Source organism: Microbacterium aurantiacum (assembly GCF_031625015.1).
Taxonomy (GTDB): domain Bacteria; phylum Actinomycetota; class Actinomycetes; order Actinomycetales; family Microbacteriaceae; genus Microbacterium; species Microbacterium aurantiacum.
The window spans coordinates 148,297-162,047 of the sequence record NZ_JAHWXH010000002.1 but is presented as its reverse complement, the minus strand read 5'-3'; the positions used below and the strand labels follow the sequence as shown (position 1 = coordinate 162,047).

At 69.1% G+C, this 13,751-nt stretch carries 13 protein-coding genes; 6 read left to right on the top strand and 7 right to left on the bottom strand.

The annotated features are described in order from the left end of the window. The first annotated feature begins 36 nt into the window (after positions 1–36). Genes tkt through pgl form a run of 6 tightly spaced genes read left to right on the top strand, consistent with a single transcriptional unit; the run spans position 37 to position 8,175 of the window. Positions 37–2,133 carry a transketolase gene (gene tkt, locus KZC50_RS10395; protein ID WP_310891646.1) on the top strand — a complete coding sequence of 699 codons (2,097 nt, stop codon included), beginning with the start codon at positions 37–39 and terminating at the stop codon, positions 2,131–2,133. Continuing rightward, the gene (gene tal / locus KZC50_RS10390; RefSeq protein ID WP_310891645.1) at positions 2,130–3,245 is read left to right on the top strand and encodes a transaldolase; all 1,116 of its coding nucleotides are present in this window, start codon (positions 2,130–2,132) and stop codon (positions 3,243–3,245) included. Before tkt ends, tal begins: the two co-directional genes overlap by 4 nt. Further along, positions 3,242–4,864: a phosphoglucose isomerase-related protein gene (locus KZC50_RS10385; protein WP_310891644.1), complete on the top strand. Its 1,623-nt coding sequence runs from the start codon at positions 3,242–3,244 to the stop codon at positions 4,862–4,864. Before tal ends, KZC50_RS10385 begins: the two co-directional genes overlap by 4 nt. Positions 4,865–4,877: 13 nt before the next feature. Next, on the top strand, positions 4,878–6,428 hold the full coding sequence (gene zwf, locus KZC50_RS10380) for a glucose-6-phosphate dehydrogenase (RefSeq protein WP_053547332.1): 1,551 nt from the start codon (positions 4,878–4,880) through the stop codon (positions 6,426–6,428). After that, a complete protein-coding gene (locus KZC50_RS10375; protein ID WP_310891643.1) occupies positions 6,425–7,393 on the top strand; it encodes a glucose-6-phosphate dehydrogenase assembly protein OpcA in 969 nt (322 codons plus the stop codon). The genes zwf and KZC50_RS10375 overlap by 4 nt, the downstream gene beginning before the upstream one ends. Before the next feature lie 5 nt (positions 7,394–7,398). Further along, positions 7,399–8,175: a 6-phosphogluconolactonase gene (pgl, locus tag KZC50_RS10370; protein WP_310891642.1), complete on the top strand. Its 777-nt coding sequence runs from the start codon at positions 7,399–7,401 to the stop codon at positions 8,173–8,175. Between the two features lie 59 nt (positions 8,176–8,234). On the opposite strand, the gene KZC50_RS10365 is transcribed toward pgl, so the two are convergent. From KZC50_RS10365 to whiA, 7 genes are all read right to left on the bottom strand, one after another. After that, on the bottom strand, positions 8,235–8,591 hold the full coding sequence (locus tag KZC50_RS10365; RefSeq protein ID WP_236968490.1) for an RNA polymerase-binding protein RbpA: 357 nt from the start codon (positions 8,589–8,591) through the stop codon (positions 8,235–8,237). Further along, positions 8,591–8,839 (bottom strand): preprotein translocase subunit SecG, encoded by a 249-nt coding sequence (gene secG, locus KZC50_RS10360; protein WP_053547329.1) that lies wholly within the window; start codon positions 8,837–8,839, stop codon positions 8,591–8,593. Before secG ends, KZC50_RS10365 begins: the two co-directional genes overlap by 1 nt. A gap of 58 nt (positions 8,840–8,897) precedes the next feature. Next, positions 8,898–9,689, bottom strand: a complete 792-nt coding sequence (gene tpiA / locus KZC50_RS10355; protein WP_310891641.1) for a triose-phosphate isomerase — start codon at positions 9,687–9,689, stop codon at positions 8,898–8,900. Beyond that, positions 9,680–10,894, bottom strand: coding sequence for a phosphoglycerate kinase (locus tag KZC50_RS10350; RefSeq protein WP_310891640.1), 1,215 nt, complete (start codon positions 10,892–10,894; stop codon positions 9,680–9,682). Before KZC50_RS10350 ends, tpiA begins: the two co-directional genes overlap by 10 nt. Positions 10,895–10,899: 5 nt before the next feature. Continuing rightward, positions 10,900–11,910 carry a type I glyceraldehyde-3-phosphate dehydrogenase gene (gene gap, locus KZC50_RS10345; RefSeq protein WP_236968493.1) on the bottom strand — a complete coding sequence of 337 codons (1,011 nt, stop codon included), beginning with the start codon at positions 11,908–11,910 and terminating at the stop codon, positions 10,900–10,902. 104 nt (positions 11,911–12,014) lie between these two features. Further along, a complete protein-coding gene (locus tag KZC50_RS10340; protein ID WP_301132417.1) occupies positions 12,015–12,650 on the bottom strand; it encodes a superoxide dismutase in 636 nt (211 codons plus the stop codon). Positions 12,651–12,773: 123 nt separating this feature from the next. Then, positions 12,774–13,751 carry a DNA-binding protein WhiA gene (gene whiA, locus KZC50_RS10335; RefSeq protein ID WP_053547324.1) on the bottom strand — a complete coding sequence of 326 codons (978 nt, stop codon included), beginning with the start codon at positions 13,749–13,751 and terminating at the stop codon, positions 12,774–12,776.

Sequence of the window (13,751 nt, the reverse complement as noted above, 5' to 3'; positions counted from 1 at the left end):
CACGTCCGGGCGCGGCTCTTTGAGAAAGGCGGCCCGGTGTCGGAACTGCGTTGGGATGAGATCGATCGGCGCGCGGTGGACACCGCCCGCGTCCTCGCTGCGGATGCAGTCGAGAAGGTGGGCAACGGGCACCCGGGAACGGCGATGAGCCTGGCCCCCGCGGCGTACCTGCTGTATCAGCGGGTGATGAACCATGACCCGAAGGACGTCCACTGGGCCGGACGCGACCGGTTCATCCTGTCGGCGGGCCACTCCTCGCTGACCCAGTACGTGCAGCTGTACCTCGGCGGCTTCGGCCTCGAGCTGGACGACCTGAAGTCCCTGCGCACCTGGGGCTCGAAGACGCCGGGACACCCCGAGTTCGGCCACACCGACGGCGTGGAGATCACCACCGGACCGCTCGGCCAGGGCCTCGCCTCGGCCGTCGGATTCGCTTACGCGGCTCGTTTCGAGCGCGGCCTCTTCGACCCGGAGGCGGCGGCCGGCACCTCGCCGTTCGACCACCACGTCTACGTGATCGCCGGTGACGGCGACCTGCAGGAGGGTGTGACGAGCGAGGCCTCGAGCCTCGCCGGTCACCAGCAGCTCGGCAACCTCGTGGCGATCTACGACTCCAACCAGATCTCGATCGAGGACGACACGAACGTCGCCTACACCGAGGACGTCGCCGCGCGGTACGAGGCCTACGGCTGGCACGTGCAGACCGTGGACTGGAAGCGCACCGGCGAGTACGTCGAAGACGTCGCCGAGCTCCATGCCGCGATCGAGGCGGCCAAGGGCGAGACCGACAAGCCCTCCCTCATCATCCTGCGCACGATCATCGGCTGGCCGTCCCCGGGCAAGCAGAACACCGGCAAGATCCACGGTTCGGCGCTCGGCGCGGACGAGCTCAAGGCGACCAAGGAGGTGCTCGGCTTCGATCCCGAGCAGTCCTTCGTCGTCGCCGACGATGTGATCGCTCACACCCGCGCCCTCGCCGAGCGCGCCGCCGAGGCGCGTGCGGAGTGGCAGCAGAAGTGGGACGCGTGGGCCGACGCCAACCCGGAGCGCAAGGCGCTGTGGGACCGGCTCGAGGCTCGCGAGCTGCCGGCGGACGTCGCCGCCGCGCTTCCTTCGTTCGAATCGGGCAAGGACGTCTCGACCCGTGCCGCCTCCGGCGTGGTGCTCAACGCCCTCGCCGAGGTCCTTCCCGAGCTCTGGGGCGGATCGGCGGACCTGGCCGAATCCAACCTCACCACCATCAAGTCGGCGAAGTCGTTCATCCCCGCCCAGTGGTCGACCCACGAGTGGTCCGGCGACCCCTACGGCCGCGTGCTCCACTTCGGCATCCGCGAGCACGCCATGGGCGCGATCGTCAACGGGATCGTGCTGCACGGCCCGACGCGCGCCTTCGGCGGGACGTTCCTGATCTTCAGCGACTACATGCGCCCCGCGGTGCGCCTGGCCGCGCTGATGAACATCCCGAGCCTCTTCGTCTGGACGCACGACTCCGTCGCGCTGGGTGAAGACGGACCCACCCACCAGCCGATCGAGCAGCTCGCGTCGCTGCGCGCCATCCCGAACTTCACGGTGGTGCGTCCCGCGGACGCCAACGAGACCGCGGTGGCATGGCTCGAACTCCTGCGTCGGAACGAGGGCCCCGGCGGTCTCGCGCTGACCCGCCAGAACATCCCGGTGTTCGAGCGCGGTGACGGAGACGCCTCGGGTGAGGTGTTCGCCAGCGCAGAGCTGACCGCCAAGGGCGCGTACGTCCTCGCGGAGGCGCCGAACGGCAGCCCCGACGTCATCCTCGTCGCCACCGGGTCCGAGGTGCAGTTGGCCGTCGAAGCCCGCGCGACGCTGGCCGAAGAGGGTGTCAACGCCCGCGTCGTGTCGGCACCGTCGCTGGAATGGTTCGCCGAGCAGGACGAGGCGTACCGCGAGAGCGTGCTGCCCCGTGCCGTGAAGGCGCGCGTCTCGGTCGAAGCCGGACTCGCCCTCAGCTGGCGCGACATCGTCGGCGACACCGGACGCTCCGTCTCCATCGAGCACTTCGGAGCGAGCGCCGACTACAAGACCCTTTTCCAGAAGTTCGGCATCACCGCCGAGGCCGTCGTCGCGGCGGCTCGCGAAACGATCCAGGAGAACGCATGAGCACCCCCACCGAACAGCTCGCCGCAGCGGGCGTCAGCATCTGGCTCGACGACCTCTCACGTGAGCGCATCACGTCCGGCAACCTGACCGAGCTCATCACCAGCCGCAACGTCAGTGGCGTCACGACCAACCCGACGATTTTCGCCACGGCCCTGTCGCAGGGCGCTGCCTACGAGGAGCAGGTCGCCTCGCTCGCCGCTCGCGGTGCCGTGGCCGATCAGGCCATCTTCGAGATCACCACCGACGACGTGCGTGAGGCGGCGGACATCTTCCGCCCCGTCTACGACGCCACCGGCGGAGTGGACGGACGGGTGTCGATCGAGGTCTCCCCCGATCTCGCCCACGACACCGCCGCCACGGTCGACCAGGCCGTTCAGCTGTGGGAGCGCGTCGACCGCCCCAACGCTCTCATCAAGATCCCCGCCACGAAGGCCGGCCTCCCGGCGATCACCGCGGTGATCGCACAGGGCATCTCGGTCAACGTCACGCTGATCTTCAGCCTGGAGCGCTACGCCGAGGTCATCGACGCGTACCTGACCGGACTCGAGCAGGCCCAGGCCGCCGGGCACGACCTCGCCGGCATCCACTCGGTGGCGTCGTTCTTCGTCTCGCGGGTGGACACCGAGGTCGACAAGCGCCTCACGGCGATCGGCGGCGACGCCGAGCAGCTGAAGTCCAAGGCCGGTGTCGCCAACGCCCGTCTGGCGTTCGAGCTCTTCCAGAAGGAGTTCGCCACCGGCCGCGCCCAGGCGCTGGTCAACGCCGGCGCGAACCTCCAGCGTCCGCTGTGGGCATCCACCGGCGTCAAGGACCCGGCGCTCCCGGACACCCTCTACGTGACCGAGCTGGTCGCGCCGGGCACGGTCAACACCATGCCCGAGAAGACGCTCGAGGCCACGTTCGACCACGCGGAGATCACCGGCGACACCATCACCGGCAACTACGGCGACGCACACGAGGTCTTCGACCGCCTCGCCGCAGCGGGGATCGACCTCGTCGAGGTGACCCAGCTGCTCGAGGACGAAGGCGTGGAGAAGTTCATCGCCTCCTGGCACGAGCTCCAGCAGACCGTCACGGAGGCGCTGCGCTCCGCCCAGGAGACATCCGCATGACCTTCGACCTCCACCTGAGCGGACACGTGAAGGCGGTCGTCGACGCGACACTGCCCATCCTCGTGTCCGAGCTGGTGGCGTCGGGCCTCACGGCGGGCGATTCGTCGCTGTGGGGCCCGGCGGCCGAGGCCGAGGCCTCCGAGCGACTCGGATGGCTGCAGGCCGTCTCCGTCTCCCGTCCGCTGGTCGGAGAGATCCTCGCCCTGCGCGAGGGACTCATCGCTCGCGGCGTGACGCGCGTCGTCCTGGCCGGCATGGGCGGCTCCTCGCTGGCACCCGAGGTCATCACCCGGACCGCGCACGTGCCGTTGGTCGTCCTCGACTCGACCTCGCCGGCGCAGGTGCTGTCGGCGATCGACGGCGACGCGGAATCCGGCGGACTCGAGCACACCGTGCTCGTGGTGTCGTCGAAGTCCGGCGGCACGGTGGAGACGGATGCCGCGAAGCGCGCGTTCGAGGCGGCGTTCCGCGACCTCGGCATCGACCCCGCCGAGCGCATCGTCGTCGTCACCGACCCGGGTTCGCCGCTCGATGCCGCGGCCCGGGCCGACGGCTACACCGTCTTCCACGCCGACCCGACCGTCGGCGGCCGGTACTCGGCGTTGACCGCGTTCGGGCTCGTTCCGGCGGGACTCGCGGGTGCAGACATCGCCGGTCTCCTCGACGAAGCCGAGGCGACCCTGCTCGAAGTCGCGATCGACAGTCCGGACAACCCCTCCCTCGTCCTCGCCGCGGCGCTGGCCGGCGGCGACCCGCGCCGAGACAAGCTCGGGCTCGTCACCGACGGCACGCACATCGTCGGCCTGCCGGACTGGATCGAGCAGCTCGTCGCGGAGTCGACCGGGAAGGACGGCACCGGCATCCTCCCGGTGGTCCTCCTCCCCGTCTCGCCCGAGGTCGAGGCGACCCCGGAGGATCTTCAGATCGTGCGCCTGGTCGACGAGGCGCGCCGGTTCCATCTGTTCGAGCACCATCCCGGCGAGATCCTCATCAGCGGATCCCTCGGCGCCCAGTTCGTCGTGTGGGAGTACGCCACTGCGATCGCCGGACGGATGCTGGGGATCAACCCGTTCGACCAGCCCGACGTCGAGTCGGCGAAGACCGCCGCACGCGCCCTGCTGCGCGACCGGCCCGCACCCACGGCGCCGGCGTTCACCGTCGACGGAGTGGAGGTCCGCGTGTCGGACCCCGCGCTCGCGGCATCCGGCACCATCGCCGGCGTGCTGGACGCGCTGTGGGCCGAGATCCCGCAGGGCGGCTACGTCTCGGTCCAGGCGTACGTCGACCGGACATCCCTGCCGCATCTTCAGGGACTGCGCGAGCTCGTCGCCGCCGATGCGGCGCGGCCCACGACCTTCGGCTGGGGGCCGCGGTTCCTGCACTCCACGGGGCAGTACCACAAGGGCGGTCCGGCCAACGGCGTGTTCTTGCAGATCCTGGAGGCCACGGACGTCGACCTCGAGATCCCCGGGCTGCCGTTCACCTTCGGCGAGCTCATCGCGGCTCAGGCGGCGGGCGACGCCCGTGTCCTGGCCGACGGCCACGGCCGTCCCGTCGTGACCCTCACCCTCACCGATCCGCAGATCGAGATCCTGTCGCTGTTCGAAGCGGCACAGTAGGAGTTCCAGTTCGATGACCGTCGAGATCTCACGCGGGAAGAACCCGCTCCGCGCCGCCGACGACCGCCGCCTGAATCGCATCGCAGGGCCCAGCGCCCTGGTGATCTTCGGCGTCACGGGCGATCTGTCGCGGAAGAAGCTCATGCCCGCCGTCTACGACCTCGCCAATCGCGGCCTCCTCCCGCCGGGCTTCGCGCTCGTCGGGTTCGCGCGTCGCGACTGGGAGGATCAGGACTTCGCGAAGGTCGTCTACGACGCCGTCCGGCAGAACGCGCGCACGGAGTTCCGCGAGGAGACCTGGCAGCAGCTCCTGCAGGGGATCCGTTTCGTCTCGGGCGAGTTCGGCGACCCCGACGCGTTCCGGCGCCTCCGCGAAACCGTCCAGAAGCTCGACACCGAGCGCGGGACGATGGGCAACCACGCGTTCTACCTGTCGATCCCGCCTAAAGACTTCCCGCAGGTCGCGGAGCAGCTGAAGGCCTCGGGCCTCGTCGACGACACCGCCGACAGCCCGGAGCGCTGGCGCCGCGTCGTCATCGAGAAGCCCTTCGGGCACGACCTCGCCTCGGCGCGAGAGCTCAACGACGCCCTCCGGTCGGCGTTCCCGACCGACTCGATCTTCCGGATCGACCACTACCTCGGCAAGGAGACGGTGCAGAACATCCTCGCGCTGCGCTTCGCCAACGAACTCTACGAGCCGATCTGGAACCGCAACTACGTGGACCACGTCCAGATCACGATGGCCGAGGACATCGGCGTCGGCGGACGGGCGGGCTACTACGACGGCATCGGCGCCGCGCGCGACGTCATCCAGAACCACCTGCTGCAGCTCCTCGCCCTGACGGCGATGGAGGAGCCGATCTCCTTCGACGCGAAGGATCTCCGCGCCGAGAAGGAGAAGGTCCTCGCAGCGGTCACGCTTCCGGACGACCTGGCGCGTTCGACCGCGCGCGGTCAGTACGCCGGCGGCTGGCAGGGCGGCGAGAAGGTCCTCGGTTTCCTGGAAGAGGACGGGATGAACCCCCAGTCCCCGACGGAGACGTACGCCGCGATCACCCTCGAGATCAACACGCGGCGCTGGGAAGGCGTCCCCTTCTACCTGCGCACCGGGAAGCGCCTCGGGCGACGCGTCACGGAGATCGCCGTGGTCTTCAAGCGCGCACCGGAGATGCTCTTCCCGCGGAGCCAGACGTCGGGGCAGGGGCAGAACGCCCTCGTCATCCGCGTCCAGCCCGACGAGGGCGTCACCATCCGCTTCGGGTCCAAGGTCCCCGGCGCGGGCGCGCAGGTGCGGGACGTGACGATGGACTTCGGGTACGGCCACGCGTTCACCGAGGCGAGCCCCGAAGCGTACGAACGTCTCATCCTCGACGTCCTGCTCGGAGACCCGCCGCTGTTCCCGCGCCACGAAGAAGTCGAGCTCTCCTGGAAGATCCTCGACCCCATCGAGCAGTTCTGGGCGGAGCAGGGCGGCCCCCTCGAGCAGTACGCCCCCGGTTCGTGGGGCCCCGATTCCGCGGACGAGATGCTCGCCCGCGATGGACGCATCTGGAGGCGCCCGTGATCGTCGATCTTCCCGACACCACCGTGAGCAAGATCTCCCGGGCGCTCGTGAGCGTCCGGGAGGAGGGTGGCGCGGTCGCGCTCGGGCGCGTCCTGACCCTCATCATCATCACCCGACTCGGCGCCGAGGAAGCCGTGATCGAAGCGGCGAACGACGCCTCCCGCGAGCATCCGATGCGCGTGATCGTCCTGATGATCGGCGACGGCGCCCAGACCGACTCCTGCCTGAACGCCCAGATCCGGGTGGGCGGCGATGCCGGCGCGAGCGAGGTCGTCACGTTGCACGTGGTCGGCGAGGCGGGGCGCGCACCCCTGGAGTCGCTCGTGACCGGCCTTCTCCTCCCCGACGCACCGGTCGTGGTCTGGTGGCCCGATGAGACCCCGCCGGTCACGGCGAAGACGTCCATCGGCCGCATCGCCCAGCGCCGCATCACGGATGCCGCGACGAAGCCCGATCCCACTGCGTGGGTCGCGGGGCTCGGGGCCTCCTACGCGCCGGGAGACACCGACCTCTCGTGGACCCGCCTCACCCGCTGGCGGGAGCAGCTCGCGGCGATCCTCGATCAGCCTCCGTACGAGCCCGTGACTGCGGTGACCGTGCGCGGCGCCGCTGATTCGCCGTCCACCGCGCTCCTCGCGGCGTGGCTCCGTCTGGCTCTGGACGTCCCGGTGGACTGGGCGTACCTGCCCGCCGAAGAGTGGCCGCACGGCATCAAGTCGGTGAGCCTCCACCGCGACAGCGGGGACATCGTCCTGGAGCGACCCAGCTCGGATGTGGCGATCCTCACCCAGCCCGAGCAGCCGAGTCACGACCTCGCCTTCCCCCGGCGCACACTGCGCGAGTGCCTCGCCGAGGAGCTCCGCCGTCTCGATCCGGACGTCCTGTATGGTCGAGTGATCACGGAGGGGTGGGAGCTCCTGGGCCCCCCGGGTAACGCGAAGGCGCAGGACGAAACACGGAGATGAGCGGCATGGTCGAAGTCTGGTCCGAGAAGCGCGTCATCATCAGCACGGACCCGACGGCCCTCGCCCGCTCCGTCGCCGATCGCTTCCTCCGCAAGGTCGCCAAGCGGCTCGAGTCCAGCGACATCGCCCATGTCTCCCTCACCGGGGGCTCGATGGGGTCGGCCGTCCTCGCCGCGGTGTCACGGCATCCGAAGCGGGAACGTGTCGACTGGTCGCGTGTTCACTTCTGGTGGAGCGACGAGCGCTACCTCGACCGCGGACATGCCGATCGGAACGAGACCCAGGCGCGTGAGGCGCTCCTGGACTCCCTTCCGATGCCGGACGCGAACATCCACGCGATCGCCGCGGCGGACAGCGGGATCCGACTCGACGATGCCGCAGACGCGTACGCGGCCGAACTCGCGCGATTCGGCTCGGAGAACGCCGCGTGGCCGGCGTTCGACATCTGCTTCCTGGGTGTCGGACCCGACGGCCACATCGCATCACTCTTCCCCGACCGGTCGGAGATCCGGGTCACGGATCGCGCTGTCGTCGCCGTCCGCGACTCCCCCAAGCCTCCGTCCGAGCGCGTGAGCATGACGCGCCCCGTCATCAACAGCGCCCAGCGCGTGTGGATGGTCCTCGCCGGCACCGATAAGGCGTCCGCCCTCGGCCTGGCGCTGGCCGGCGCGAGTTACGCGAGCGTTCCCGCGGCCGGTGCCAAGGGCCGCAAACAGACCATGTTCTTCGTCGACGAGGATGCCGCGGGCAACGTCCCGCCGGAACTCATCGATCGCGAGTGAATGACAGAGCCGGACCCGCCTCCAGGGCGGATCCGGCTCTTTCGTTCACGCTGAGCGGGTCAGTCTTGACCGCGGCGATCCCGCAGCTGCGCGAGCGCGTCGTCGAGGAGAGCCTCGGCTTCCTCTTCGGTGCGGCGCTCCTTCACGTACGCGAGATGCGTCTTGTACGGTTCGGTCTTGGCCAATGCAGGCGGGTTGTCCTTGTCGCGACCGGCGGGGAGACCGGAGTGCGGCGAATCGATCGTCTCCGGGATCTCCTCGTCGGGGATACCCGCGGCGAAGTACCGCACCGTCTCGTTGCCGAGCGCATCCCAGTAGGACACCGCGACGCGATCGGCGTGGAAGCCGTGATCCTGCTCCCCCATGGGGCCCGCACCCACCCGCGTACCGCGGATGGCGTTTCCTCCGGTTGCCATCAGATCCCCTGGAACTTCGTGATGAGCCCGAGCGAGACGATGGCGACGAACCACACCAGCGCGAGCACGATCGTGAATCGATTGAGATTGCGCTCCGCGAGCCCGGACGAGCCGAGTGCCGAGGTCATGCCCCCGCCGAACATGTCGGACAGACCCCCGCCGCGCCCCTTGTGGAGCAGGATGAGGAGGGTCAACAGGAGACTGGTGATGCCCAGCATGACCTGCAGGACGAACTCGAGGATCTGCACGGAACTTACGCCTTTCACCGCGCCCGTCGGGGCGCACGATTTCCCAGTATAGGCGGGGTCAGACGCCGACGTGTTTCTGGAAACGGATGATCGAGGAGAACTCGTCGACCAGCAGACTCGCGCCGCCGACCAGGGCTCCGTCCACGTCGGGTTCCCGCATGAAGCCGGCGATGTTCGCCGCCTTCACCGATCCCCCGTAGAGCACACGCGTGCGCGCGGCCGCATCTGCATCCAACGCCTCGGCGACGACGTCGCGGAGCTTCGCGCAGACATCCTGCGCCTGGTCCGGGGTCGCAGCCTGGCCGGAGCCGATCGCCCACACCGGCTCGTACGCCACGACGATGTCCGCGTCCGCAGCGACCCCGTCGAGGGCCGCACGCAGCTGGGACACGGGAACGGCGCTGGCGCCGAACTTCTCGAGATCCTCGCTGGTCTCCCCGACGCAGATGACGGGGACGAGTCCGTGACGGAGGGCGGCCTGCACCTTCGCAGCGACGACGTCATCGCCCTCCGCGTGGTACTCGCGCCGTTCCGAGTGCCCGATGATGACGTAGCGCGCGTCCAGCTTCGACAGGAAGGCACCCGAGATCTCGCCGGTGTAGGCCCCCGAGTCGTGCGTGGACAGGTCCTGTGCGCCGAGGGCGAAGGGGATCTTGTCCGCGTCCAGAAGCGTCTGGACCGTGCGCAGATCGGTGAAGGGCGGGAACACGGCCACCTCGACGGTGCTGTGGTCGTGCCCGGCGTCCTTGAGGGTCCAGTGCAGCTTCTGCACGAACGCCACCGCCTGGAGGTGATCCAGGTTCATCTTCCAGTTGCCCGCGATGAGCGGCATCCGTGTGGTCATTGCCATCCGAGGACCTCCAGTCCGGGGAGCTTCTTGCCCTCGAGGAACTCGAGGCTGGCGCCGCCGCCGGTCGAGATGTGACCGAAGGCGTCGTCGGTGAATCCGAGCTGACGGACAGCGGCGGCGGAATCGCCGCCACCCACGACGGACAGCCCGTCCACCGCGGTCAGAGCCTCGGCCACGGCCTTGGTCCCCGCCGCGAACGCCGGCATCTCGAACACGCCCATCGGGCCGTTCCAGAACACCGTGCGGCTCGACCGGACCGCGTCCGCGAAGATGCGGGCGGTTTCCGGACCGATGTCCAGACCGAGGCCGGACGCGCCGAACGCCGTCTCCTCCAGCGCGTCGGCCGGAGCCACGACGTGTTCGGCGTCGGCCGCGAAGGCGGACGCCATCACCGCGTCGACCGGGAGGACGATCTCGACGCCGCGTTCGGCCGCAGTGGTCATGTACCGGGTGACGGTGTCGATCTGGTCCTTCTCGAGGAGGCTGGAGCCCACTCGGTAGCCTTTCGCGGCGAGGAAGGTGAACAGCATGCCGCCACCGACGAGGATGCGATCGACGCGCGGGAGGAGGTGCTCGATGACGCCGAGCTTGTCGCTCACCTTCGATCCACCCAGAACCACGGTGTAGGGACGCTCCGGGTTCTCGGTCAGGCGGTCGAGGACGTCGACCTCCTTCTCGATGAGGAGTCCCGCAGCCGACGGAAGGAGCTCTGCCAGGTCGTAGACCGAGGCCTGCTTGCGGTGCACGACGCCGAAACCGTCGGAGACGAGCACATCGCCGAGCGCGGCGAGCTCCTCGGCGAAGGCACGACGCACGGCGTCATCCTTCGCCGTCTCTCCGGCGTTGAAACGGAGATTCTCGATGACGGCGACATCCCCATCCTCGAGCGCCGCCACGGCGTCACGCGCCGACTCGCCCACGGTGTCCCGCGCGAACGCGACGGGAGACCCGAGGAGCTCGGAGAGGCGCTGGGCCACCGGTTCCAGGCTGTACTTCGCATCCGGCGCACCGTCGGGCCGACCGAGGTGCGAGCAGACGACAACGCGTGCGCCGGCGTTGATCAGGGCGTTCAGGGTCGGAAGCGCCGCCCGCACGCGGCCATCGTCCGTGATCCGACCGTCCTTGAGGGGGACGTTGAAGTCGGCACGGACGATGACGCGCTTGCCGGCAAGCGAACCCAGCGACTCGAGGGTGCGCAGTGCCATGACGATCAGAGCTTGGAGGCGACGAGAGAGGTCAGGTCGACCAGACGGTTGGAGTAGCCCCACTCGTTGTCGTACCAGGCGGAGACCTTGACGAGGTTGCCGCTGACGTTGGTCTGGCCCGCGTCGAAGACGGAGGACGACGGGTCGTGGACGATGTCGGTGGAGACGATCGGGTCGGTGTTGTACTTCAGGTAGCCGACGAGGGCACCCTCGGCGGCGGCCTTCTCGTACGCGGCGTTGATGGTCTCCTTGGTCAGACCCTCGGTCGGCGTGATGATGGTGAGGTCGACGATCGACCCGGTGGGAACCGGAACGCGGTAGGACGAGCCGCTCAGCTTGCCGTTCAGTTCGGGCAGCACGAGGCCGATGGCCTTGGCGGCACCGGTCGCGGCGGGGACGATGTTGAGCGCGGCGGCACGCGCACGGTGCAGGTCACCGTGCGGGCCGTCCTGCAGGTTCTGGTCGGCGGTGTACGCGTGCGCGGTCATCATGAAGCCGCGCTCGATGCCGAAGTTGTCGTTGAACACCTTCGCGAGCGGGGCGAGGCAGTTCGTGGTGCACGAGGCGTTGGAGATGATGTGCATCGTCTCGGGGTCGTACTCGCCGTCGTTGACACCCATCACGAACGTGCCGTCGACGTCGGTGCCGGGAGCCGAGATGAGGACCTTCTTGGCGCCGCCCGCGATGTGCTTGCCGGCATCCGCAGCCTTGGTGAAGCGTCCGGTCGACTCGATGACGATGTCGACGCCGAGCTCGCCCCAGGGGAGGTTCGCGGGGTCGCGCTCTTCGAACACCTTGATGCTCTTGCCGCCGACGATGATGGAGTCCTCGGTGTACGACACCTCTTCCGACAGGCGTCCGCCGACGGAGTCGTACTTGAGGAGGTGCGCGAGGGACTTGTTGTCGGTGAGGTCGTTCACCGCCACGATCTCCAGGTCCGCACCCTGTTCGAGGGCCGCGCGGAGGAAGTTGCGTCCGATACGGCCGAAGCCGTTGATACCGATCTTGACAGCCACGGAGTTTCTCCTGAGAAGTGTCGTGCGCGAGCGCGCGGTTGGTGCGATTCAGACAGTGGACAACGGCGTCCCGGCGGGGAATCCCGCCGGGACGCCCACACCGTTTACGACAGTACCAGCAGGCCCGCGGTCTTCCCACGAGCGGCGTCGAGGCGCTGCGCCACGTTCTGCCAGTTCGCGATGTTCCAGGCCGCGGAGACGTAGTCCGCCTTGACGTTGAGGTAGTCGAGGTAGAAGGCGTGCTCCCACATGTCGAGCTGGAACACCGGGATGGTGCCCTGCGCGGTGTTGCTCTGCTGGTCGAAGAGCTGCTGGATGATGAGCTGCTCACCGATCGGGTCCCAGCTCAGCACCGCCCAACCCGAGCCCTGGATGCCGGTGGCAGCCGCCGTGAAGTGCGCCTTGAACTTGTCGAACCCGCCGAAGAACTCATCGATCGCCGCGCGCAGTTCGCCCTCGGGCTCTCCCCCGCCGCCGTCGTTCGCGGGAGCGAGGTTGGTCCAGAAGATCGAGTGGTTGACGTGGCCGCCGAGGTTGAACGCCAGATCCTTCTCGAGCTTGTTCACATTCGCGAGGTTCCCGCTCTCACGGGCCTCCGCGAGCTGCTCGAGCGCGGTGTTCGCGCCGGTCACGTACGCCTGGTGGTGCTTGTCGTGATGCAGCTCCATGATCTTGCCGCTGATGTGCGGCTCCAGAGCCGCAAAGTCATAGGGGAGGTCGGGCAAGGTGTACTTCGCCATGTTCTCTTCTTCCTATCGGCGCGGCGCCGACGATCCTCGACGCCGCGAGGGTGACGGGTTCATCCTATTGAGCGCCAACCGCGCACGGCGGGACTTGCTTCCCGCCGAAGCGTGGTTTATGCGTCAGTCCTCGACGCCGGCGGGCACGGCGGACTCGGTGCCCGGGATGCCCTCCGCCTCGGCCTTCTTGTCGGCCATGGCCAGGAGTCGTCGGATGCGCCCCGCGACGGCGTCCTTCGTCAGCGGAGGGTCGGCGTGGTGGCCGAGCTCGTCGAGGGACGCGTCACGGTGGGCGAGTCGCAGGTCTCCGGCCTGTCGGAGATGCGCGGGGATCTCATCGCCGAGGATCTCCATGGCCCGCTCCACACGCGCGCACGCGGCGACGGCGGCCTGGGCGGACCTGCGCAGATTGGCGTCATCGAAGTTGACGAGACGGTTGACGCCGGCGCGCACCTCGCGCCGCTGACGCATCTGGTCCCACTCCTCGGCGGCCTTGCGCGCACCCATCGCGGCGAGGGTGGAACGGATGCCCTCCCCTTCCCGGACGACGACACGGGGCACCCCGCGGACTTCTCGCGCCTTGGCGGGGATGCCCAGACGGTGCGCCGCACCGACGAGCGCCATCGCGGCCTCGGAGGACGGACAGGTGATCTCGAGCGCCGCCGACCGACCGGGTTCGCTCAGCGCACCGGCCGCCAGGAAGGCACCCCGCCAGATCGCGGCCAAGTCCCCCCTGTTCCCGGTGGTGAGCTTGTTGGGCAGTCCGCGGACCGGACGCCGCCGTTGATCGAGGAGTCCTGTCTGGCGGGCGAGCGTCTCGCCGCCCTCGATCACCCGGACGGCGTAGTGGCTCCCCCCGCGTCCGCCCGACCCCTGGACGTGCACTAGCTCTGGGCGCACACCGTAGATCTCCATGAGGTCGCGCGCGGTGCGACGGGCGAGCACGTCGGAGTCTACTTCCGCCTCGACGGCGACGCGGTTCGCGATGGAGTGCAGGCCTCCCGAGAACCGCAGCAGCGACGTGAGTTCGGCGACCCGGGCCGTCGGGCGCGGGTCGCGCACGGTGATCAGCTCGGCCTTCACATCGGCGGTCAGCGACAC